Origin of the sequence: Methylocella silvestris BL2, assembly GCF_000021745.1 — a bacterium.
GTDB classification, from domain to species: Bacteria; Pseudomonadota; Alphaproteobacteria; order Rhizobiales; family Beijerinckiaceae; genus Methylocapsa; species Methylocapsa silvestris.
The window spans coordinates 778,866-802,400 of sequence record NC_011666.1 but is presented as its reverse complement, the minus strand read 5'-3'; the positions used below and the strand labels follow the sequence as shown (position 1 = coordinate 802,400).

Below are 23,535 nucleotides of genomic sequence, written 5' to 3'. Positions count from 1 at the left end.
TCCGAAGATCCGAGGCGGCTGGGGCCACGCCGCATAAGAGCCGAAGCCGGATATCGCGCGCCAAAGCGAAGCGGGTTTCTGCGCGCCTCGTCGTCTCCAGCGGTCTGACTGACGGTCGTGAACTGACGCGTCGCGGCTAAGTTCATATGCCTCGTAACCTGATTGAGACGGCCTTTTGATCAGCCGCTCGTCGATACTTTCCTGGCTGGTTCGGCGGCGTCCGGGTCGAGCCATCTATCGAAGCCGAGGCGTCAAGAACGCTCGCGGCCAAAATGGCGCGGTTGAAAACCGATCACGACTGCGACGCTTTCCAACGTCGTGGCAATGCTGAACGCCGTGGCCGAGATCCGCAAAACGAAGCGAATCCTGAGGACCACGAAAGAATTAGCTTTCATATCGGGTTCGGTTACCCTTTGGCAAGGTTTTTTGCCCGGCTGTGTCCCCGCTGCGATAGGCGGCGCCCATGGATTGGGCGCAAGATGGGTCGAAGAAGAGCAACAGACCAGCCTGGCGGCAGCTCCGTCGATCATTCGTCATAGAGCGTTAACCTGGCGAGTCTATCGCCTAGCTTCGGGGATTTCGCGGAGCAACTCAAAAGGGCCGCGAAGAGTGGTCGCGACGCTGAATCGCCGGATGCCGGCGCGCTCAAGCGGCACGAGTCTTAACGCTACAACCGCATTTAAGGGGTCGCGCGGGTGAAAGGCCCGAGAAGGTCAGGAAAGCGGATGGCATTTGATTTCGCCCCCCGAACTCGCGCAGCGCGGATCGCGGCTCCGCGCGGGGCGCTTCTCTTGCTCGCGCTGGCCGGAGCGCTGGTTTTCGCGCCCGGTTTGCGCGCCGAGGACGCCGGTCCGCCCGCCGCGACCGAAAGCGCGGAACTGCAAGCGACGCGGCCGGCGCTCGAGGACGAAGGCGACCATGCGCGCCTGACGATGGAGCTCACCGGTGAAATCGAGCCCTCGGCTTTTGTCACGGCGGCTTTCGTCCTCGCCGATCCCGACCGCGTAATTATCGACGCGCCGCAGCTGCGCTTCATGATGGACCCCGAAATCGGCAAAGCCGCGGCCGAGCCGCCGCAAGCCGGGAAGCGCCATCGCCATCGCCACGCCAAAAGTTCAGCGCCCGCCGAGCGTCTTGTCCGGCCGGCCGGACTGATCGGCTCGTTCCGCTTTGGCCGGCTGGACAAAGGGCGTTCGCGCATTGTCATCGACCTGAACGCCCCGGTCCGGATCGTCCGGGCCGCTTGCGAGACAAGCGAGGACGGCAAGCCGCGCCTTGTCATCGAGCTCGCGCGGACCGAGCGGGCGCGCTTCGTGGCGGCGGCGCAAACCGCGCGCCTCGCCCTGGCGAAGCCCGCCGAGGGCCGGATCGCCCGCAAGATCGAGGCCGCCGGCGGCAAGCCTGTCGTCATGATCGACCCGGGCCACGGCGGCATCGACCGCGGCGCGACCGTCAATGGCCTCATCGAAAAGGACCTTGTGCTCGATTTCGCCAAAGCGCTGGCGGCCAAGCTCGACGCGGACGGGCGGTACCAGCCGGTGTTGACGCGCGAGGACGACGTCTTTGTCGCGCTCGGCGAGCGAGTGAGAATGGCGCAGGACCGCAAGGTCGCGTTGTTTGTCTCGATTCACGCCGACACGCTGGCCGAATCGGCCGACGTTTCGGGCGCGACGGTCTACACCGTCTCGGACCGCGCCTCCGACGCCGAGGCGGCGCGTTACGCTGAAAAGGAAAACCAAGCGGATGCGGCGGCTGGCGTCGAACGCGCGGAAGACGCTTCCGACGTCTCCGACATTTTATTCGACCTGACCCGGCGCGAGACCCGCGCCTATAGCCATGTTTTCGCCCGTACGCTCCTTAATTATTGGAAGTTCGCCGGCCGGCTGAACAAGAATCCGCAGCGCGCCGCCGGCTTCCGCGTCCTGAAGGCGCCCGACGTCCCCTCGGTGCTGCTGGAGCTCGGCTACCTGTCGAGCGCGAAGGACGATGCGGCGCTGTCCTCGCCGCAATGGCGGGAAAAAGCGGTGGCGCGCATGTCCGAGGCGATCGCGGCCTTTTTCGGCGAGCGCGGCGAGGGGTCAGGCGTTCCGGCCAATGCAGGAGAAGACCCCGCGCCGGTCGGCTCGCTGGCCGCAGCGCCCTCGGCGTTGCCCGCCGCCGTCGAAGGAGAAAGCGCGTCCAGCGCGACCACCGGCGCAGCGCGGCGATAGGGTTTTGGCGCGAACGAGCGGCTTTATTCTATAAGGCCTCGCGTGTTCCGTGACCCGCGCGCGGGTCACGGACGGAAATGCCGGCCCCCGAATAGGATCTGGCGCCCCGCAGCCCGACAAACTATTAACACAAAAGCGCCGCAGGGATGAGCCAAGGGTAAGCAAAGCGCTAACGGCAGGCTCGATGCTGCGTCCTGCGGCGAGCGCACGGAGCCCGAATCCTATCCGGGCCGCGCGGTTCGTTTGTTTGTTTTGATTGATGAAAAGGCCTCTTCGCATGCGGCTTATGGCCCGTTTTCTCGGCTTTATTTTCGCGACCGCCGCCATTTTATTCGTCGTGGCCGCCGCTGGATTGGGCTTGGTCATCTGGAACTACGAAAAGGACCTGCCGGACTACACCCAGCTCACCAATTACGAGCCGAAGGTGATGACCCGCGTGCACGCGGGCGACGGATCGCTGCTTGCCGAATATGCGCGCGAGCGCCGCCTCTATCTGCCGAGCTCGGCCATTCCGCCCCTGGTGAAGGACGCTTTCATCTCGGCGGAAGACAAGAATTTCTACCATCATGCCGGCGTCGACCCCGAGGGCATCCTGCGCGCGACGCTTGTCCTGCTGCAGGGCGACAAGCACGTTCAGGGCGCCTCGACGATCACCCAGCAGGTCGCCAAGAATTTTCTGCTGACCAATGAGCGGTCGTTCGAGCGCAAGATCAAGGAAGCGCTGCTCGCCTTCCGCATCGAGGGCGCCTATTCCAAGGAAAAGATCCTCGAACTCTATCTCAACGAAATCTATCTCGGCCTCGGCAATTATGGCGTCGCCGCCGCCGCGCTGAATTATTTCGGCAAATCGGTCAATGAGCTGACGATCGCGCAGGCGGCCTATCTCGCCGCGCTGCCGAAGGCGCCGAACAATTATCACCCCTTCCTAAAGCGCGAGCGGGCGCTGGAGCGGCGCAATTGGGTGATCGACCGCATGGTCGAGAATGGCTATGTGTCGCGCGCCGATGGCGAAAAGGCCAAGCGCGAGCCGCTCGGCGTCAATCCGCGCGTGCTATCGCCGAATTCCTTCGCGGCCGGCTTCTTCGCCGAGGAAGTGCGGCGCGAACTCAACGACCGCTACGGCGAGAAGAAGCTTTATGAGGGCGGCCTTTCGGTCCGCACCACGCTCGACCCCAAGATGCAGCTGATGGCGCGGCGCGCGCTCGTCGACGGCCTCGTGCGCTACGACGAGGCGCATGGCTTCCGCGGACCGATGCGCCATATCGACATCAGCCAGGATTGGGGCGTGCCGCTCGCCGACGTGCCGACGCTCGGCGATGTCGGCGCCTGGCGGCTCGCTGTCGTCGTCGACGCCAATGAGGGCGGCGCACGCATTGGCTTGCAGCCGAAGCGCGAGAAGAGCGGCGAGGTCGAACGCGAGCGCGAACTCGGCTGGCTAACCAACGCCGCCGGACTGAAGTGGACCCGCGGCGCTGGGTCGCGCTCGTCCCTGACGCCGGGGGACGTCGTCTATGTCGAGGCGATCGACGGCAAGGCCGGCCAGTTCCGCCTGCGCCAGATGCCGGAAGTCAGCGGCGCCATTATCGCCATGGACCCCTACACGGGCCGGGTCTTCGCCATGGTCGGCGGCTTCTCCTTCGACCAATCGGAGTTCAACCGCGCGACGCAGGCCCTCCGCCAGCCGGGCTCTTCTTTCAAGCCCTTCGTCTATGCGACGGCGCTCGACAATGGCTATACGCCGTCCTCGATCGTCCTTGACGCGCCGATCGAGATTGATCAGGGGCCGGGACTTGGCGTCTGGCGCCCGGATAATTTCGAAGGCAAATCCAGCGGGCCGCACACGCTGCGCTATGGCGTCGAACATTCGATCAACCAGATGACGGTGCGCCTCGCGCGCGACGTCGGCATGCCGCTGATCGCCGAATACGCCAAGCGCTTTGGCATCTATGACGATCTGCCGCCCTATCTCTCAATGGCGCTCGGCTCCGGCGAAACGACGCTGCTGCGCATGACCACCGCCTATTCGATGCTCGCCAATGGCGGCAAGCGGATCAAGCCGACGCTGATCGACCGCATCCAGGATCGCTGGGGCCACACTCTCTATCGCCACGACGAGCGCGTCTGCGAGGGTTGCGATGCGCCGAAATGGGAGGATCAGCCCGAGCCGAAACTGGTCGACAAGCGCGAGCAGGTGCTGGATCCGCTGACCGCCTATCAAATCACGTCCATCATGGAGGGCGTGATCCAACGCGGCACCGGGCAATCGATCAAAGCCGTCGGCAAGCACCTTGCCGGCAAAACCGGCACCACCAACGAGGCCAAGGATTTGTGGTTCGTCGGCTTTTCGCCGGATCTCGCGGTCGGCGTCTTCATGGGCTATGACCAGCCGCGCTCGCTCGGCGATTCCGCGCAGGCCGCGCAATATACGGCGCCGATCTTCCGTGATTTCATGACCATGGCGCTGAAGGACAAGCCCGACGTGCCGTTCCGCGTGCCGCCGGGCATCAAGCTGATTTCGGTCGACGCCCGCTCCGGCATGCGCTCGAACGGGTCTGGCTCGATCCTCGAAGCCTTCAAGCCCGGCACGGCGCCGCCGGACTCCTATGCCGCGAGCGATGCGACGCCGCGCGCGCAGGCCGTCAATCCCGACGCGGACCGTCTCGTCGGAACCGGGACGGGCGGGCTGTATTAGGCGGCCGAGCAACGGTTTCGCCGGGGACGCCGCCACGGCTCCGATTGGTTGCCCGTGCGATCGCGACCTGAACCTGTCCTTCGTGAGGCGCCTTATTGGGGCGCCTCGCCGCATTTCGGCCTTTCGAATTGACCGTCCGTCATGATGTTGTAGCTGACGTCGGTGGTCCACACGCCGCCCCGTTTCGTCACTGTGTAGCTGGCGAAGTTGATCTTCTCCTTCTCCCATGAGCTTCCAGAGTTCCAGGCGCTCCAGCCGCCGGTCCTTGGATCGTAAACGCGGTAGGCGGGCACATAAAGTTTGACGACGTATCGCGCTTCAATGCCGTTCTGCTGGTCCGCAACGGTGAGTTGCTGAGGCCCTTCGTCAAGACCGATGTTATATTGGCCGTTGTCTTTCTTGTAGAGCAGGAAATCATAGTATCCGATGACAGGCGCCCCTGAGGGAGTTAAAGCCGGCGCGAAGCTATTGTCCGGCGCGCGCCTCGGGACCACCCGAACCATAAGATGTTTTGCGCCTTGCGCATCGATGCATTGAGCCCAAGTGCGATTTTGCATGGCGTCGACCTCGGCGAGCGCTTCTCGCTCGACAGGGTCGAGCTCGCGAGCCGCCGCGCCCGTAAGCAGCAAGAGCAAGGGCGCCGCAAATACAGCAAGATGCCTGATCATTGTTTCCTCCCCGGACTAAAAATGACTAAGTTAAAGCGTTGAGAAACGAAGTTCTTTCGACGAAGCGGCGCGCAACACAAAAACGGAGCGCGGGCGAATATCTAAATAATCGTCTTAGTCCAAAGGCGCGCAGGACGCATTGGCGACGCCATTGGCGCTGTCATCCGCCATTGAGAGCGCGCAGTAATAGGCAGACGATCCTTTTTGCAGATAGATCTTTCGCCGGCTGCTATCGAACGCCTTGATTTCATATCCCTGCGCCAGCACGCTTCGCAGCGTCTGAACGGGCTGCGCATGGGACGCGGGCGCAAACAGTAAGATCATTGTTGCAACGATAGCTCTTCGCATCAAATCCTCCTTCGGCATGTTGACTGGCGGCGCGGTCCTTTTCAGGCCATTCCCTCGACAGCGTGTTGTTTCCTCCGGGGCCGGTCCGGCTTCGATGGCGTTCAGTCGCAGGGAATATCCACTCGGTCGCGCCGCATCGTGTTGAGATCGACGACGCCTTGCCAATGGTTGATCATCTCGCCGATCGCCGTCATGAACGAGCGCCAGGCGTTGTCTTGCGCCAGCATTCCGGGCCCCCGTAAATTTTCGTTGTAGGGCCGCTCGGCGCCCTTTGTGTAAAACAGGACGTTCGATCCAACGCGCCGAAAACCGAACTGGCGCGCGCCGCTCACCGGATGCGTTCCCATCTCAGGGCTGGTGACCGTCTGCAGCACGAAATGATCCGGCTGGAGCTCCACCAATTGGACCGTGCCCGGATCGCCGGGGATCTCGATATCGATGAGCTCGCCGAGTTTGAGCGGGCCCTTCTGGCGTCGCACGAACCGCGTCACGCGATCAAACATCGCTCCTGCCGGCCCGTAACCGTCGACAGTCGCATTGGTGTCCGTCCCCAATTGTTGCAGCAGGCTTTCAGGCGTCAGCCCGGCGGGCATTTGCGTGATGGTGATGGTGTATTCGTCGAACGCCATGTCGCGCCCGCTGCCCAATTTGTTCGATTGGAACTTTGCGCCGGCCGCTTTCAGGGCCTGCTGCAATTGCGGATTGCTAAGCCAGGGCTCCTGATAGAGGCGGGCGTGCTCGGCGGACGGCGCTCGGCAGGGCGGTTTGGCCGGTCTTTCGGGCGCAGTTTCGGGAACATCACTGTGTGGTCCGCTTGCCGGCGAGGGTGGTTTATGGTCGGTGTTGCTGGCGATCAGATCCTGATATCCGGGTCGCGGCCAGCAAATCGCGTTATCGCCGCAAACGCCGCATCGGATCCAGATTTGTCCCTGTGTTTGGCGGTAGAGCTCCTGCATTTGCGGGACCGGAACGATGATCCCGGCGCTGTTGTAGGCCTCGTCATAGCAGCGGCGGTCTGTCCCTCCGCATTCGGCGTCGCGCTGCCGGCAAAACGGACTCTTGCCAACGCCAGGCTGGTTCGTCGTCGTTGGGCCGCTGCTGTTCGAGTGGAATTCGTCGCCTTGAACGGGAGGAGGGCTATTTTGCTCGATTTGTCCGCGAAGCGGCGTTTGCGCATAAGTCTCGTTTGCCGCGGCCAGGGATGCAGCGAAGGACGCCGCCAGCAGCAAAACTGCGGCGATCCGCCCCCAGCAATGTTGCTTGCAAGGATTTTTCATATGGCGGCGTCAGCCAAGCAGGCGATTGCAGCGTCAGGTTCGGCTCAAGGACGGCATTGCACGCCGCAGCGGGCGCGTGAGCGGAAAGTTACCTCTGTCTTACGGAAATTGTTGAGGACGCAAAGCGCGTCCGACAGGCGGCGACGCGAGGTCTCTGCGGGCAGATTGCGTAGGACTGCGCAGATTTTTGGTCCTGTGGAAGAAATCGGAAGCTCTGCGTCGATGCCGCCAGGATTGCGCGCGACCGGCGGCGCTTGCAGGCTGGTCGAGGCAGTTGTAGGCCGGCTCTTGCCGGCCCCCGCGCAAATCGTGCCGGCCATTGCCGACGTTATCGCCTGACGGCATGTCGACGCCAGGGCGTCCCGCGCATTGACGCGCGATTGCGACACTGCGGCCCGCTGCGCCGCGGCGGGATCGCAATTCGACCGCGTCGACTTCCGCTTGCGGCTTTCGTCAAGAGTGGATTGCGGAACTTCCACGCAGGCGGTGATCTGCGCCAATTGCGCCAGCGCCTCGCCAACCCATGTCAGCCCTATCGTCATGAAGGCGAGCGCGCTCAGCATCTCGACGGGTCGCATCTGATCCTCCCAGGCTTTTTATATGACCGGATCATGTTCCGGGTTCTGTCTTTAGGCAAGGCCGATGGGCGGCAGGGCGCGATGCTTCGCGGGCCGTCAATCTCGACGCGAGTCGTCTGAGCGGGAAGGGGCGCGCGATGTGCTGGCCAAAAACTTCGCCGTTCCGGAGGGCGCCTTCGCCAACATTCCTCAAGACGTCGAACACAATCGCTGGATCTTCGCCGGCAAACCGCCGGGCCCGATCTCAGCGCAAACCGTCCAGTCTCCGGCGGGCCCGACGCCGATAAGCTATAGCTATCGTTTGTCGGAACAAACGCCCGTGAAAGTTGGAGGCGGCCAGGTCCGGGTCGTCGATTCATCGAATTTCCCGGCGGCCAGCACCGTCGCGGCCGCGCTGGTCGAAATCGAGCCCGGAGGATTGCGCGAGCTGCACTGGCATCCCACCAATGACGAATGGCAATATTACCTCAGCGGGCGCGGGCGGATGACCGTATTCGCCTCGGGCGGCCGGGCGCGCACCTTCGATTATCAGGCGGGCGACGTCGGCTATGTTCCGTTCGCGATGGCCCACTACGTCGAAAATACGGGCGACGAGCCGCTGCGTTTCATCGAGGCGTTCCGAAGCTTCTATTTTGCCGACGTATCGGTGAACCAATGGATGGCTTTGAGCCCGCCCGATCGTGTTCAGGCGCACCTCAATCTCGATGAGCAGACCATGAAGGCGTTGCGCAAGGACAAGCCGATCATCGTCGGCCCCTCGGCGGCGTAAGTCGTCGGCGCGGAGCCGCAAACCGAACGACCCTCGGCGCTCCGGGCTCCGCGCCATTTACATCAAAGGTTCGCCACCCTATGTTCCGGCCGTCACGCGACGCAGCCGTCGCTTCTATGTGGAAAGTTTTTCAAGCACATGCGCGCCGAAGCCGAAGCCTTGGTCGAATCCATCAAGCAATCCATGGGATTGCTGAGGAGGCATCTTTGACGTCGCGACCGCTGAACGCCGTCTCGCCGAACTGAACGCCAAGGTCGAGGATCCGAATCTCTGGGACGACGCCGACGCCGCGCAAAAAATCATGCGCGAGCGCACCGACCTTGAAGATCGGCTCGGCTCGCTCGCCCGTTTCGATAGCGAACTCGATGACGCCGTAACGCTCGTCGAGCTCGCCGAGGCGGAAGAGGATACGGCGACCGAAAAGGAAGCCATCGGGCAGCTGAAGAGCCTGAAGCTCGAAGCCGAACGGCGCCAGATCGAGGCGCTGCTGTCCGGCGAGGTCGACGGCAACGACACCTATATCGAAGTGCATTCCGGCGCCGGCGGAACGGAGAGCTGCGACTGGGCGCGCATGCTGTTTCGCATGTATGCGCGCTGGGCCGAGCGGCACAAATTCAAGGTCGAGGTGATCGAGGAGACCGCTGGCGACGAGGCGGGCCTCAAATCCGGCACGCTGCTGGTCAAGGGCCATAATGCGCATGGCTGGGCCAAGACAGAGTCAGGCGTGCATCGGCTGGTGCGCATCTCGCCGTTCGATTCCAACGCGCGGCGCCACACGAGCTTCGCCTCGGTCTGGGTCTATCCGGTGATCGACGACAAGATCGACATCGACGTGAAGGAGAGCGACTGCCGCATCGACACCTATCGCTCGTCGGGCGCCGGCGGACAGCACGTCAACACGACCGATTCCGCGGTGCGCATCACGCATATTCCGTCGGGCATCGTCGTCGCCTGCCAGGGCGAGCGGTCGCAGCACAAGAACCGGGCGACCGCCTGGAACATGCTCCGCGCGCGCCTTTATGAGCAGGAGATCGAAAAGCGCGAGGCGGCGGCCAACGCCACCGAAGCGTCAAAGACCGAGATCGGCTGGGGTCACCAGATCCGCTCCTACGTATTGCAACCCTATCAGCTCGTGAAGGATTTGCGCTCGGGCGTCACCTCTGGAACGCCCGACGACGTGCTTGACGGCGATCTCGATTCCTTCATGGAGGCGGCTCTTGCGCAAAGGGTATCGGGAGGCGCGCCGCTTGCGGTGGAAGACGTCGACTAGAGCAGACATGCGACGGGCGACCGCGTCTCGCATTCCCAATGAACCGTGAGAAAGCAAGGGCCGCGCATGACTCCTGCGAGACAACCGATCTTTAACGTGCCGGCGGTCGTGCTCGCCCTTGTTGCGATCCTTGTCGTGATCGAGGCCGTCTGCGACGCCATTCCGCCGCTGGCCCATTTCAAGATCATCGCGGCCTTCGCTTTCGTGCCGGGACGCTTCACCTTTGCGTTCGACCCCGATCTCGTCAACGCGGCGTTCAACACGACCGCGGCGACGAGCGAGAGCGCCGCCGAGCTCGCGACCTTCTTTCTCGGCGACGGCAAGCCTTTGTGGTGGACGCCGCTGACCTACGCCTTCCTGCATGGCGGCTGGGCGCATGTGGGCATGAACAGCCTGTGGCTGGTCGCCTTCGGATCGGCCGCCGCGCGCCGGTTTGGAACGGGGCGGTTTCTGTTTTTTTGCGCGGTCTGCGCGATCGCCGGCGCGCTGGCGCATTTCCTGACCCATATGGCCGATCTGCAGCCGGTGGTCGGCGCTTCCGCGGTGGTTTCCGGCGCGATGGCGGCGGTGGTCCCGTTTCGCCTTCCAGCCAGGGGCGCCGCTCGGCGCCGCGCTGATGTTCGCCGAGCGCCCGGCCGGCGCCTATCGGCTGCCGGCGTTGCCGCTGCGGGAAATCGTCTCGAACCGCAACGCCATTACCTTCGTCGTGCTGTGGTTTCTCGCCAATTTCCTGTTCGGCGTGTTTCCCGCGACGATCGGCCTGACCGACGTCTCCGTCGCCTGGGAGGCGCATGTCGGCGGATTTTTGGCTGGGCTGCTGGCGTTCAAATGGTTTGATCCGCCGCCTGCGTTAGCGGGGCAGGGAGCGGGCCCGGCAGAAGGCTCGGCGCCGGTTTAGCAGTTTCACGATTCATAGAAACGTGAAACTGCTCTAATCTTAGCCCTTAGCCCTTAGCCCAGCAGCTTCCGCGGGCGCTTCTTCGCGGCGCGGCGAAAGCGCGCGACGATCTCGAGATGCGGCGAATGGCGGAACTGATCGACCGGCAGAACGCGCTCCAGCTCATAGCCTCCGGCGCAGAGAGTCGCCGCGTCGCGGGCAAAGCTCTGATGATTGCAGGAGACGGCGACGACAAGCGGCGCGCGCGAGGCCGCGATGGCGCGCGCCTGCTCCGGCGCTCCGGCCCGCGGCGGATCGAACACAATGCCGTCGTAGGATGAGAGATCTTCGCTGGAGAGGGGCCGGCGGAACAGATCGCGCGTCTCGACGGTGACCGGGCGCAACCGCGCCTCTCCCGCCGCTTTGGCGAGCGCGGACAAGGCCGCGCCTTCGGAATCGACGGCGTGGACTGCTGCGAATTCAGCGAGCCGCAACGAGAAAGTGCCAACGCCCGCGAAAAGATCGGCGACGCGTCGCGCGCCCGAAAGCGCCTGCGTCACTTCGGCGGCGAGCGCTTCCTCTCCGGCTTCCGTCGCCTGCAGAAATGCGCCCGGCGGCGGCGCGACCATCGCCTGGCCCATGCGGATCAGCGGCGCCCGATTCAACGCGACAATGGCGCCATGATTGGCGAGCCGGGCGAGATCATGGCGCAATGCGAAATTCACCAGCTGGCCCGCCTGATCTTCGCTCAACGGGCCATGACCCCTGATGTCGATATCGAGGCCGGAGGTCGTCGCCGTTATGAGAATGTCGAGCGGCTTGCCCGAGGCGGCGAGAAGACGGCCAAGACCGCGGGCGATCTGCGGCGCTTCGGCCAGCGACGGCGCCAGCACAGGACATTCTGCGATATCGACGATGCGATGCGAGCGCGCCTCCATGAAGCCGACGCTCGCTGCGCCATCCGCGCTCATGCGGGCATGGAAGGTCACGCGCCGCCGGCCTTGCCCATGCGCGTCGAGCAGAGGCTCCGGCGCGGCGCCGACGCCCGCCTGCCGCAACGCTTCGACCAGAAGCCCCCGCTTCCAATCCGCATAGGCGTCCGGCCGCAGCGCCTGAACCGCGCAACCGCCGCAGGAGCCGTAATAGCGGCAGAAGGGCGCGATGCGGTCGGGACTGGCTGTCTCGATTTCAACGAGCTTGCCGCGACCGCCGTCGACTTCGGCGATAATCGTCTCAAAGGGCAGCGCATAGGGCACGGCGATCAACCCCTGCGGCCCCTGCGCCAATCCTTCGCCGCGGCCGCCGAGGCGGTCGATGCGCAGCCGTTGATGCAGGCTGATCACCGCCGGGCGCCGATCAAAAACTCCCGATTTCCGTCGCCGCCCTCGATCGGCGAGGGGATCAACCCATCGATCCGCCAGCCCAGCGAAGCGACCAGCCGCTTGACGCGCGCGCAAACCTCGGCGTGAACGGCGGGGTCGCGCACCAGCCCCTTGGTCACATGAAAGCGGCCGGCCTCGAACTGCGGCTTGATCAGCGCGACGAGCTTTGCGCTCTCGGCCGCCAGCGCCGTGAGTGGCGGCAGCACGAGGGCGAGCGAAATGAAGCTGACGTCGATCGTGATGAATTGCGGCGCGGCCGGCAGCGAAGCCGCCTCGAGGCTGCGCGCATCCGTATCCTCGCGCGAGATCACCCTTGGATCGGAGGCGATGGCGGAATGCAATTGGCCATGCCCGACATCGACGGCGACGAGGCTCAACGCCCCGCGCGAGAGCAGAACATTGGCGAAGCCGCCCGTTGAGGCGCCGATATCGAGGCAGGCGAGGCCGCGCGGGTCGTAGCCGAAGGCGTCGAGCGCCGCGGCGAGCTTGACGCCGCCGCGCGAAACCCAGGGGTAGGGCGCCTCAGCCTCGATATGCGCCTCGGCGGCAAGAGTCTGCGAGGGCTTTGTGACGGTTTTTCCGTCGATGCGCACGAGCCCGGCGGCGATCGCTTCCTGCGCCTTGGCGCGGCTTTCAAACAGGCCGCGCGCCACGAGCGCGAGATCGGCGCGGCGGCTCTTTGCGCCGTCTTCGGATTCGCCGTCGGGATCGTCTGGTCGTCGCATGAATTTTTTTGGCTCGGACGATGGGCCTCATCAATGGGTGAACAAACGCGCGCGGTTGACAAGCGCGGCGCGGCGGCGCGTCCGTTCAGGCGATTTTCACGTCGAGCGCCTCGCGCCCGAGAACCGAAAGCACCTTGGCGACGATCGCCTTCGCGTCGAGACCCGCCTGCGCATAGAGCTTTTCCGGCTTGTCATGATCGAGGAACAGGTCGGGCAGCACCATTGAACGGAATTTCAGCGGTCGCGCGCCAAGGCCGTCAAGCGCGCCTGAGTCGGTCAGCTTTTGCGCAACGAAGGACCCGAAGCCGCCGACCGAGCCTTCCTCGATGGTGATCAGCGCTTCATGGGAGGAGGCAAGCCGCATGATCAGCTCTTCGTCGAGCGGCTTGGCGAAGCGCGCGTCGGCCACCGTCGTCGAAACGCCAAGGGCGGCGAGTTCGTCGGCCGCCTTCATGACTTCGGCGAGCCGCGCGCCGAAGGACAGAATGGCGACCTGCTTGCCCTCGCGCATGATGCGGCCGCGGCCGATCTCGAGCGGGACGCCTTCGATCGGCATATCGATGCCGACGCCTTCGCCGCGCGGATAGCGCAGCGCGATCGGGCCCTCATCATAGGCCGCCGCGGTGGCGACCATATGGACAAGCTCGGATTCGTCGGCGGCCGCCATCACCACCATGTTCGGCAGAATGCCGAGGAAGGAGATGTCGAACGAGCCCGCATGCGTCGCGCCGTCGGCGCCGACAAGGCCGGCGCGGTCGATCGCAAAGCGCACCGGCAGGTTCTGGATTGCGACGTCATGCACGACTTGATCGTAGCCGCGCTGCAGGAACGTCGAATAGATCGTGCAGAACGGCTTGAATCCTTCGGTCGCGAGGCCGGCGGCGAAGGTCACGGCATGCTGCTCGGCGATGCCGACGTCGAAGGTGCGCTCGGGAAAGGTCTTTTGAAAAATGTCGAGGCCCGTGCCGCTCGGCATGGCGGCGGTGATCGCGACGATCTTGTCGTCCTTCGCCGCTTCCTTGACGAGGGATTCGGCGAAGACGCTGGTATAAACCGGCGCATTCGGCTTCGGCTTCACCTGCTTGCCGGTGACGACATCGAACATATTGACGGCGTGATATTTGTCGTGCGTCGCCTCGGCGGGCGCGTAGCCCTTGCCCTTCTGCGTCACGACATGGACGAGGATCGGTCCCGTCTCCTTGAAATCGCGGACGTTTTTCAGGACCGGCAGCATCTGGTCGAGGTTGTGGCCGTCGATCGGGCCGACATAATAGATGCCGAGCTCTTCGAACAGCGTGCCGCCCGCCCAGAAATTGCGGGCGAATTCCTCAGTCTTGCGCGCCCTGTCATAGACGAAGCGCGGCAGCAGGCGGCCAAGCTGCTTGGCCGCCTCGCGCACGGAGCGATAGGCGTCGCCGGAGACGAGGCGGGCGAGATAGGAGGACAGCGCCCCGGCCGGCGGGGCGATCGACATGTCGTTGTCGTTTAAAATGATGATCAGGCGCGAATGCATGGCGCCGGCGTTGTTCATGGCCTCATAGGCCATGCCGGCCGACATCGCGCCATCGCCGATCACGGCGATGACGTTGCCGGGGCGCCCGGACAGCGTATTGGCGACCGCCATGCCGAGGCCGGCCGAAATCGACGTCGAGGAATGCGCCGCGCCGAAAGGGTCGTATTCGCTCTCGGAGCGCCGGGTGAAGCCGGAGAGGCCCCCGCCGCGGCGCAGCGTCCGGATGCGGTCTCTGCGGCCGGTGATGATCTTGTGCGGATAGGCCTGATGGCCGACGTCCCAGATCAGCCGATCGTCGGGCGTATTGAACACATAATGCAGCGCCACGGTGAGTTCGACGACGCCGAGCCCTGCGCCCAGATGGCCGCCCGTCACCGACACCGCGCTGATCGTTTCTTCGCGCAGCTGGCGCGCGACCTCCGCGAGATCTGACTCCGGCAGCCGCCGCAAATCGGCCGGCGTGTGGATCTTGTCGAGCAGGGGGGTCGAGGAAGTCGTCACGCACGCCTCATCCGTTGTTAACGCGAAGTCATCAATCCGAAGGCTGAATTTCGCCCGCGTCGGGTTGCACTCGGAGCCAACCCCTTAAAGAAAATAGAATTTTGGTTCAAGGCGGCGCTTATCCCGCAACTTTGATCTTGCCTCCCCCTCAAAAGATGAATAACCAAATTTTTTGGCGCCGCAATGCGAAGAGCCGCGTCGCCATCATTTGGTCAAAGAGCGCGGCCTTTCGGTCACAGCGTCGTCATGCGAAATGTGACGCCGTGTCGCCAATGGTTTTGCTCGCCAGCGCGGACGTCGCCGCCGCAGTCCGAAAGGAGCTTCCGGCCAGGATCACGCCTTTTTTGCAGCTTTGGGCCGCATCTTCATGCGTCACGATGAGTCTGGATTTAAATCAGACCGATTGCATTCGGCCCCTCCCGGAACGCGGCTTTCGCAGAGAACCAAGATGGTCAAGTGGGTCTATACGTTTGGCGACGGCCGCGCCGAAGGTTCGAGCGACATGCCCGAGCTTTTGGGCGGCAAGGGCGCAAATCTCGCTGAAATGGCCAATCTCGGCCTGCCGGTGCCGCCGGGCTTCACCATCACCACGGAAGTTTGCGCCTTCTTCTACGAGAACGAGAAACGCTTTCCGCCGCAGCTCGCGGACGCGGTCGAATCCGCGCTCGCCCATATCGGCGATCTGACCGGAAAATCCTTCGGCGACGGGCAAAAGCCGCTCCTCGTCTCCGTGCGCTCGGGCGGGCGGGCGTCGATGCCCGGCATGATGGATACCGTCCTCAATCTCGGCCTTAACGACGTTACTGTCGAGGCGCTGGCGCGGAGTTCGGGCGACGAGCGCTTCGCCTACGATTCCTACCGCCGCTTCATCCAGATGTATTCCAATGTGGTGCTGGGCGTCGGCCATCATGAATTCGAGGACGAGCTTGAATTCTATAAGGAATCGAAGGGCGTCTCGTTCGATACGGAGCTCGACGCGGCCGACTGGCGAAAGCTGATCGCGTCGTTCAAGGAAAAGATCGTCGAGGCGGTCGGCGCTCCCTTTCCGCAGGATCCACATGAGCAGCTCTGGGGCGCGATCGGCGCCGTCTTCGGCTCATGGGAAAATCCGCGCGCGATCACTTACCGCCGCATTCACAATATTCCCTCGAATTGGGGCACCGCCGTCAACGTGCAGGCGATGGTGTTCGGCAATATGGGGCCGACCTCGGCGACCGGCGTTGCCTTCACGCGCAATCCGTCGACCGGCGAAAAGGCGCTTTACGGGGAATTTCTCGCCAATGCGCAGGGCGAGGACGTCGTCGCCGGGATCAGGACGCCGCAGGCCATCTCGGAGGCGGCGCGGCTCGCCGCCGGCTCCGACAAGCCCTCGCTGGAAACCGCGATGCCGGAGGCCTTCGCTGAATTCGTCCGCATCACCGAGCTGCTCGAACGCCATTACCGCGACATGCAGGATCTCGAATTCACCATTGAGGACGGCAAGCTTTGGATGCTGCAGACGCGAAGCGGCAAACGAACGAGCCCGGCCGCGCTGCGCATCGCCGTCGAAATGACGCAGGAGGGGCTGATCGACAAGGAGGAGGCTGTGTCGCGGATCGATCCCGCCTCGCTCGACCAGCTGCTTCATCCGGCGATCAATCCGAGCGCGGAGCGGATCGTGATTGCAACCGGCCTGCCGGCCTCGCCCGGAGCCGCGACTGGCGAGATCGTCTTTACCGCTGAGGCGGCCGAGCAGCTGAAGGCGATCGGCCGCAAGACCATCCTCGTGCGCATCGAGACCAGCCCGGACGACATCCACGGCATGCATGCGGCCGAGGGCATATTGACGACGCGCGGCGGCATGACGTCCCATGCGGCGGTGGTCGCGCGCGGCATGGGCAAGCCCTGCGTTTCGGGCGCGGCCTCGATCCGGGTCGACTATGCGCAGGGGATGCTCACGGCGGGCGGCGCGGTGTTCCACAAAGGCGACGTGCTGACAATCGACGGCGGCGCCGGGCAGGTGATCAAGGGCGCGATCAAGATGAGCCGGCCCGAGCTCAGCGGCGAATTCGGCGCCCTGATGAAATGGGCCGACGACATCCGTCGAATGGAAGTGCGCGCCAACGCCGAAACCCCGCAGGACGCCCGCGTCGCGCTGAAATTCGGCGCCGAGGGCATTGGCCTCTGCCGCACCGAGCATATGTTCTTCGACCCCGACCGCCTCAACGCCGTGCGCGAGATGATCCTCGCCGACAATAAGGCCGGAAGGCGGGCCGCGCTGGCGAAGCTTCTGCCCATGCAGCGCGGTGATTTCGTCGAATTATTCGGCATCATGGCCGGCCTGCCGGTGACGATCCGCCTGCTGGATCCGCCGCTTCACGAGTTTTTGCCGCAGACGCCGGACGAAATCGCGGAGGTCGCCAAGGCGCTCGGCCTGCCGATCGCCAAGATCACGCGCCGGCTCGACGAATTGAAAGAAATCAATCCGATGCTCGGCTTTCGCGGCAGCCGGCTCGCGATCGCCTTTCCCGAAATCGCCGAGATGCAGGCGCGGGCGATTTTCGAGGCCGCCATCGAGGTCAAGCAGCGCACGGGCGCGCTTGTGCATCCGGAGATCATGGCGCCGCTGATTATCGCCAAGGCCGAGTTTGACGCCGTCAAGGCGCGCGTCGACGCGACCGCGGCTATCGTCTTCGCCGAATCCGGCGTGTCGATTCCCTACACGGTCGGCGCCATGATCGAGACGCCGCGGGCGAGCCTGCGCGCCGGCGAGATTGCGGCGACTGCGGAATTTTTTTCGTTCGGCACCAATGACCTGACGCAGACCTGCATGGCGCTTTCGCGCGATGACGCGGGGGCCTTCCTTGGCCTCTATGTCGGGGCGGGCCTGCTCGCGGGCGATCCGTTCATCACCATCGATGCCGACGGCGTCGGCGAACTCGTCGCCATCGGCGCGGAGCGCAGCCGCGCCGCGCGCGCCGACATTAAGCTCGGCATCTGCGGCGAGCACGGCGGCGACCCGGCCTCCATCGCGTTTTGCGAGAGCCTTGGGCTTGACTACGTGTCATGCTCGCCGTTCCGGGTCCCGATCGCGCGGCTCGCCGCCGCGCAGGCGACGCTGGCGCGCGGCAAAGACAAGCAAGACGGGTCTGTCGTCAGGGGAGCGTAAGTCGAAATACCCTGTGTTGAGTATAGACACCCCGTGATCCGCAGCGCGTCATTTGGAAGAATAGCTCTTTTCATAACAAAGCTTTCAATCAATGAAGAAAATACAGGGATTGCTCACGATCAGGGATTGGTGCGCCGCGGCGACGATAGCGGCGCTCTATTCCGCCTTTGTTGTCGTCGGCCATCTCAAAATGGGTCAGCTCTCGGAGGCGCCCACCTATGACGACGTCGGCTATTACGCCGACGCCGCATCCCGGCTCTTGAAGCTTTACGAAGATGGGTTCCCGGGGCTGCTGCGCAAATCCATCGCGCTGCCGCCGCACGCGCCCTATTCCACCTTCGCGACCATGGCCGGCTTTGCAATCTTTGGCATGCATCCCTGGGCCGTTGCGGCAGTTCAGTCGCTGTGGATTTTCGTAATCCTGGCGGCGTTGCGCGTAGCGCTGGTCGACCAACCGCTTTACGTCTTTCTCAGCGCGGCGGCGGCGGTTCTCGCCTGGCCACTGCTTGGGCTGCTTTTGATCTCCGCGCGGCCCGACAGCGTTTGCGCGCTGCTGACCGTGGCGGGCTGCCTCTATATCGTCGCTTCGCCCTGGGTTGGAGCGGACCGCAAACGGCTGTGGATCGCCGGAGCTTTTGCCGGCGCGGCGCTTCTGGCGAAGCCGAGCCTCAGCCCCGTCACCCTGGCGCTCTTTGCGTCCGCCGCGCTTCTGGCGTCCGCAACGGATTTCATCGAGCGCCGCGGGGAGGTCGACCTTCGCCGCCGGTTCTTGCGAACGAACCTTGGCTTTTTGCTGATCGCGGCGGCTCTGTCAGCGCCTTACTATATTTTCGGCCTGCCGCAGACGATCGCCTATATCCATCTCAATATGCTTGGCGCCGACGCCGCGCTGTGGCGCCTGCGTATCCCGCTGCTCGACCATGCCTGCTACTATCTCTGGGGGGCGGGCGGACAGGCGACGATGGGCGCCTTCCTGCCTCTGACGGCGCTTCTGCTGGCGCTTGCCGGCGCGCTGCAGCGGAAATGGCTTTACGCCAATCGCTTCAGGGCAGGGGCCGTCGCGATCTGGGCTTTGCTGGCCTATGCGGCGGTTTCGATCCCAGCGCACAAGAACGCCTGGCTCGGAATCATCGTTAGCTGGACGGTCCTGTTCTTTTTCATTGCGGCGCTCTGTGGAATTTTTCGGGCGGTCGCACGGATGCGCTTCGCCCCGTTCTTGAGGGCCGCGCTGAGCGTCTGTCTCGTCGTCGTCGCCGCGACGATCGTCGAGTTTCCGGTCTATGATCCGATCTGGGGACACAAGGGGAGCGAGCCGCTCAGCGTCTCGGCCCGGCGCTCCGCGTTGATCGACGACATTGCCGAGACGATGCTTTCGCCGCCGGTGCGGGTGCCGGCGGTCTATTTCCCCTCTTCCTCCAAATTCCTCAACAGCGATGTTTTGCAATTCGCCTTGAATCAAAGAAACGTCCCAAGCATTGTCGCCTCGGATCCCAAGACATCGGGCGATCTTGCCGCCCATCTTGCCGCAATTGCGCGAGCGACCGACGTCGTCCTTTTCGAGAGAGAGGATCCCGATCTTTACGGCTGGATGCCGAGCGCGGCGCTGCTGCCGGCCATCAAGCAGAAACTGCTCGACCATCCAGACTTCGAGCTGAGAAAAACGTTCGATACGGCGGACGGCGAGCACCATGTCTTTCTGTTTCAACGCCCGCCCGCTTTCTCCGATTTCAGCGCTTTCCACGGATTCTTGTCGATCGAGGGACGCTGGCCCCCACGCGGCGACGAACGCGGCCGCTGGGCGCTTGGCGAAGCGGCAAGCCTTGAGCTGAAATCACCCGGTCAACAGCAATGGGCGGCCATTTCTGTGCGCGCGCTGAGCCTCATCGCCGATCAATCGGTCAGCTTCAGCATCGACGGCAAATCGATCGGCTCGTGCAGCCTGCCGCAGGTCAATCAATTTAAAGATTGCATGATTGAGATCCCCGGAGCGGTTCTGCCGGCAAGGATCGATTTGACGTTTTCCCGGCCGGGTCCGGAAAACCCCTGGGACGGCAGGCGGCGCTCGGTCTGGTTCAGCGCGATTTCGATCAAAAGAAACCCTTGAACGCGGCGCGCCCATAGAGGGAACTTTAGGCCCGCGCGTGCGCAAAAGCCTTTTTGCTTTTGCCCTCGCTGAGACCTGCTATTGCTGTCGAACGCACTGGGGGGTGTGGCTGCGAATGAAATTTCGATTACCAAGCATCGGAAAAAGGTTTTGGCCCAGCGAAACGCGCGACGACCAGCCATGGACCGACGACGATTGGCCGATCGAAGATAGTTTCGAGACGGTTCGCGGCGCTTTCAATCTGGTGTTTGAAACATCTGGCGTGCGCATCTTCACGGCTTCGCTGATAGACGCCAGCCATTTGTGGACGCCTCTTCTTGGCGAGAAGGACGTCGTCATTTTCTCCGACCCCTGGACGTCCCGGCTGGAAATAGCGCGGGCCGCGCAAGCCGCGGCGCGGTTTCCCGAAAATCTATATTTCCTTTGCAACGACTCGCAGAGCTTTTACCTACGAAAACGCATCTTGCGTAATGCTTCGCTGGTCAACCAAAACTGCTTTCTCGACGAAAATCTCTTCTTCGTCGACGATCGCGCGGAAAAAATCTATGATGCGCTTTACAATGCGCGGCGCTCGAAGACGAAACGGCACTATCTCGCCAGCGAGATCGCCGACGTGATGCGGCTTGCCCTGATCTATCCCCATCATGACAATGGCTGGTACGATCTCGAGGAAGATCAACTTCCCAAACACGTCTACAGAAATAAAGCGAACCTTCGAATCGGCCAGGTGGCGCAGGTCATCAATCAGTCGAGCGTCGGGCTGGCGCTTTCGGAATCCGAGGGCGCCTGCTTTGCCTCCAGCGAATATCTGCTGTGCGGCGTCCCCGTCGTCTCGACTCCGTCGAAGGGCGGCAGATCCTTCTGGTATGACGACGAAAACGCGCTCATCGTCGACGCCGACCCGCACGCCGTCTTCGGCGGGGTGAGCGCGCTGATCAAGGCGCCGCGCGACCCGCACAGGATCCGCGCCGCCCATATCGCGTTAATGCTGCGCCAGCGCCAGACCTTTCTCGACGAGGTGCTGGCGCCGATCGCGGCGCGGTTCAGCCTTGCCGATTGGGACTATCGATCCGCCTTTCACGCCTGCGATCTCCTGAAGGAATTTGGCTTCAAGAAGGATTGCTGGCGCAATCTGGACGAGATCAGGCGCACCCTCTCGGGCTGAGCCGGCGCCGCCATCTTTCCTTGTAAAGAGCCGGGATTCGCGGCAAAAGATTGCATTCCTTTCGGCGTTGCTGCGCCGCAATAAAAGGCCGACGGCGTTATGCATTTCAATATTGTCACGACCGTCTTCAATGGCGAGCGTTTCTTCAATGAAACCCTGCTGAGCGTCGTCTCGCAGGCCGGCGATTTTTCGATCCGCTACCATGTCCAGGACGCCGGCTCGACGGACGGGACGCTGAAGCTTTTGGAAGGGTGGCGCAAACGCTTCGACGAGGGGTTTCCGATCAGCTGCCGCGGCATCGAATTCACTTATGCCAGCGAGCCGGACTCCGGCCTCTATGACGGCGTCAACAAGGGGTTCGCGCATTGCGGCCCGGCCGATGTCATGACCTGGATCAACGCCGACGACCGCTTTGAGCAGGGCGCGTTCGGGACGGTCGCAACCATTTTGCGCAATTTTCCCGACATCGATTGGGTGACCGGCCGCCCGACCACCATTACCGAAAGCGGCGAATTTCTCTATATGGCGCCGGTGAGGGCGTATCCGCGTAGAGCGATCGAAGCCGGCATCTTTGAGGGGCGCTTCGCCATGCCCTTTATCCAGCAGGAGGGCTCATTCTGGCGCCCCCACCTCTGGGACAAGGTCGGCGGCCTCAACGCCAGCTTTCGCCTCGCCGGCGATTTCGACCTCTGGCGGCGTTTCGCGCGGGAGACGGAGCTCGTCAGCGTCGACGCCATCTTCGGTTGCTTCAGGCTGCGCGACGGCCAGCTTTCGGCCGATCGAAAAAGCTATCACGCCGAAGTCGACGCCTCGCTATCTCCGGCTGAGGTCAAGGCGCGCGCGAAGGCGTCGTTCATGTACAAGGTGCGCGGCTACAAATATCCGGTGATGACGCGCCACCAGGGCGGCCCCTGGGTGCGCGAATGCTGGCCGATGTCGGTGCTGCCTTTCCTCGGCGGCCGCGGCTTCAAGCTGGAACATTGGCGGCTGCAGGCGACGGGCTACCTGGGCCTTGCGGACTGACGCATCGCCGGATGCGGTCGCAGGCAGCGCAAGCCGTGGTTTTCCTCCGCTGCAATATCCTCCCGGCGCTTTCCTTTCCAGCTTCTTCGTGGCGGACCGCCTTGCTGCTCGCCGCCGGGGCGATCCGCGCCGCGTTCAACGAACGCAATCTTTGCCGACGCGTTCGCGTTCAAGACGCCGTACCGCCGGTCCAATCGCAAAGGCGTCCGCGGTCAGCTGCGTGGTTGATTTTGCCTGGCGCAGGGTCTAGCTCGGGGCTGCGCGGCGGCGGCTATTGGCTGAATCTCGCCAGATTGTATTTTTCCGGCGGGCGCTTTTCGCTGCGTGGCGGCCTGAATTAGAGAATGGATTGCGCAATGCGCTTCAATATCGTCACATCCGTCTTCAACGGGGAGGCGTTTTTAAACGAGACAATTATGAGCGTCGTCTCGCAGGCCGGCAATTTTTCCGTCCGTTATCACGTTCAGGACGCTGGATCGACGGACTCCACGCTTAAAATACTTGAAGGATGGCGGCAGCGGTTCGAGCAGGGTTTTCCAATCTCTTGTTCCCGGGTGGACTTCACCTTCGCAAGCGAGCGTGACGGCGGGGTTTACGACGGTTTGAACAAGGCGTTCGCGCAATGCGGCGACGCCGACGCCATGACCTGGATCAACGCCGACGACCGCTTCGAGCCGGGCGCATTTTCGACCGTTGCGACGATTTTCAGCTCACATCCGGACGTCGAATGGCTGACCGGGCGCCAGACCGTTCTCGCTGAATCGGGTGAGAATCTTTATATGTCGCCGCTGATCCCGCTGCCGCAAAAGGCCATCGCCGCGGGTATTTTCGATGGCCGCAGCGTCGTGAGCTTCATCCAGCAGGAGGGCACATTCTGGCGCCCGAGGCTGTGGGAGAAGGTCGGCGGCCTCAACGCCAATTATCGCCTCGCCGGCGACTTCGACCTCTGGCGGCGCTTTTCCAAACACGCGCCGCTCGTCAGCGTCGACGCCATCCTTGGCTGCTTCAGGACCCGCAGCGGACAACTTTCGGCTGACCGCAAATCCTATTACGCCGAGGTTGACGCCGCGATGAGCGAGGCCGACCGGATCGCCCGCAAAAAGGCGACCCGCCTCTATAAATTAAGGGGCTACACCTATCCCGTGATGGTGCGTCACTATGGCGGCCCGTGGGCGTGCGAACCCTGGCCGATGTCCGTGCTGACTTTCCTCGGCGGCCGCGGCTTCAAGCTGGAGCATTGGCGCCTGCAGCTGGCCCGTCTCGTCGGATTGGCGGATTGAGGCTG

General features: G+C 63.4%; 17 protein-coding genes and 1 pseudogene. 11 read left to right on the top strand and 7 right to left on the bottom strand.

Annotated elements, in window-relative coordinates; translation table 11 throughout:
• Window positions 1-725: 725 nt before the first annotated feature.
• Window positions 726-2,210 carry an N-acetylmuramoyl-L-alanine amidase gene (locus MSIL_RS03740; protein WP_012589769.1) on the top strand — a complete coding sequence of 495 codons (1,485 nt, stop codon included), beginning with the start codon at window positions 726-728 and terminating at the stop codon, window positions 2,208-2,210.
• Between the two features lie 277 nt (window positions 2,211-2,487).
• Window positions 2,488-4,902 carry a penicillin-binding protein 1A gene (locus MSIL_RS03735; RefSeq protein ID WP_012589768.1) on the top strand — a complete coding sequence of 805 codons (2,415 nt, stop codon included), beginning with the start codon at window positions 2,488-2,490 and terminating at the stop codon, window positions 4,900-4,902.
• Window positions 4,903-4,994: 92 nt separating this feature from the next.
• Here MSIL_RS03735 and MSIL_RS03730 read toward each other — a convergent pair whose 3' ends face one another.
• From MSIL_RS03730 to MSIL_RS03715, 4 genes are all read right to left on the bottom strand, one after another.
• Entirely contained in the window at window positions 4,995-5,570 is a 576-nt protein-coding gene (locus tag MSIL_RS03730) for a hypothetical protein (RefSeq protein WP_012589767.1), read from the bottom strand.
• 114 nt (window positions 5,571-5,684) lie between these two features.
• Window positions 5,685-5,894: a hypothetical protein gene (locus MSIL_RS03725; protein WP_148213008.1), complete on the bottom strand. Its 210-nt coding sequence runs from the start codon at window positions 5,892-5,894 to the stop codon at window positions 5,685-5,687.
• Between the two features lie 125 nt (window positions 5,895-6,019).
• Window positions 6,020-7,195 carry a hypothetical protein gene (locus tag MSIL_RS03720; RefSeq protein WP_012589765.1) on the bottom strand — a complete coding sequence of 392 codons (1,176 nt, stop codon included), beginning with the start codon at window positions 7,193-7,195 and terminating at the stop codon, window positions 6,020-6,022.
• A 44-nt stretch (window positions 7,196-7,239) separates the two neighbouring features.
• Window positions 7,240-7,773: a hypothetical protein gene (locus tag MSIL_RS03715; protein ID WP_012589764.1), complete on the bottom strand. Its 534-nt coding sequence runs from the start codon at window positions 7,771-7,773 to the stop codon at window positions 7,240-7,242.
• Window positions 7,774-7,912: 139 nt separating this feature from the next.
• Here MSIL_RS03715 and MSIL_RS03710 point away from each other — a divergent pair, with 139 nt between their 5' ends.
• The 4 genes and pseudogenes from MSIL_RS03710 (at window position 7,913) to MSIL_RS22145 (ending at window position 10,710) form a co-directional block, all read left to right on the top strand.
• On the top strand, window positions 7,913-8,542 hold the full coding sequence (locus MSIL_RS03710) for a cupin domain-containing protein (protein ID WP_244406211.1): 630 nt from the start codon (window positions 7,913-7,915) through the stop codon (window positions 8,540-8,542).
• A gap of 138 nt (window positions 8,543-8,680) precedes the next feature.
• Window positions 8,681-9,812, top strand: a protein-coding gene (gene prfB / locus MSIL_RS03700) for a peptide chain release factor 2 (RefSeq protein ID WP_012589762.1) whose coding sequence is annotated in 2 segments (ribosomal slippage) — window positions 8,681-8,749 and window positions 8,751-9,812 — 1,131 coding nt in all. Because the reading frame shifts where the segments join, the coding sequence is not laid out codon by codon here.
• A gap of 66 nt (window positions 9,813-9,878) precedes the next feature.
• Window positions 9,879-10,328: pseudogene (locus MSIL_RS22230) on the top strand (rhomboid family intramembrane serine protease); the annotation flags it as partial.
• 100 nt (window positions 10,329-10,428) lie between these two features.
• Window positions 10,429-10,710 (top strand): rhomboid family intramembrane serine protease, encoded by a 282-nt coding sequence (locus MSIL_RS22145; RefSeq protein WP_280110212.1) that lies wholly within the window; start codon window positions 10,429-10,431, stop codon window positions 10,708-10,710.
• A 53-nt stretch (window positions 10,711-10,763) separates the two neighbouring features.
• Here MSIL_RS22145 and MSIL_RS03690 read toward each other — a convergent pair whose 3' ends face one another.
• From MSIL_RS03690 to dxs, 3 genes are all read right to left on the bottom strand, one after another.
• Complete coding sequence (locus tag MSIL_RS03690) at window positions 10,764-12,032, bottom strand: class I SAM-dependent RNA methyltransferase (RefSeq protein ID WP_012589760.1); 1,269 nt, start codon at window positions 12,030-12,032, stop codon at window positions 10,764-10,766.
• Window positions 12,029-12,796, bottom strand: a complete 768-nt coding sequence (locus MSIL_RS03685) for a TlyA family RNA methyltransferase (RefSeq protein WP_012589759.1) — start codon at window positions 12,794-12,796, stop codon at window positions 12,029-12,031. The genes MSIL_RS03690 and MSIL_RS03685 overlap by 4 nt, the downstream gene beginning before the upstream one ends.
• Window positions 12,797-12,881: 85 nt before the next feature.
• Window positions 12,882-14,810: a 1-deoxy-D-xylulose-5-phosphate synthase gene (gene dxs, locus MSIL_RS03680; protein ID WP_012589758.1), complete on the bottom strand. Its 1,929-nt coding sequence runs from the start codon at window positions 14,808-14,810 to the stop codon at window positions 12,882-12,884.
• 448 nt (window positions 14,811-15,258) lie between these two features.
• Here dxs and ppdK point away from each other — a divergent pair, with 448 nt between their 5' ends.
• The 5 genes from ppdK to MSIL_RS03650 all read left to right on the top strand — a co-directional run bounded on the left by ppdK (window position 15,259) and on the right by MSIL_RS03650 (window position 23,530).
• Window positions 15,259-17,958 (top strand): pyruvate, phosphate dikinase, encoded by a 2,700-nt coding sequence (ppdK, locus tag MSIL_RS03675; RefSeq protein WP_012589757.1) that lies wholly within the window; start codon window positions 15,259-15,261, stop codon window positions 17,956-17,958.
• 91 nt (window positions 17,959-18,049) lie between these two features.
• Window positions 18,050-20,062 carry a hypothetical protein gene (locus MSIL_RS03670; RefSeq protein ID WP_012589756.1) on the top strand — a complete coding sequence of 671 codons (2,013 nt, stop codon included), beginning with the start codon at window positions 18,050-18,052 and terminating at the stop codon, window positions 20,060-20,062.
• A gap of 115 nt (window positions 20,063-20,177) precedes the next feature.
• The gene (locus tag MSIL_RS20010) at window positions 20,178-21,227 is read left to right on the top strand and encodes a glycosyltransferase family protein (protein WP_049768091.1); all 1,050 of its coding nucleotides are present in this window, start codon (window positions 20,178-20,180) and stop codon (window positions 21,225-21,227) included.
• 99 nt (window positions 21,228-21,326) lie between these two features.
• Window positions 21,327-22,250 (top strand): glycosyltransferase, encoded by a 924-nt coding sequence (locus tag MSIL_RS03660; RefSeq protein ID WP_012589754.1) that lies wholly within the window; start codon window positions 21,327-21,329, stop codon window positions 22,248-22,250.
• A gap of 344 nt (window positions 22,251-22,594) precedes the next feature.
• Window positions 22,595-23,530: a glycosyltransferase gene (locus MSIL_RS03650; RefSeq protein WP_049768090.1), complete on the top strand. Its 936-nt coding sequence runs from the start codon at window positions 22,595-22,597 to the stop codon at window positions 23,528-23,530.
• Window positions 23,531-23,535: the final 5 nt, after the last annotated feature.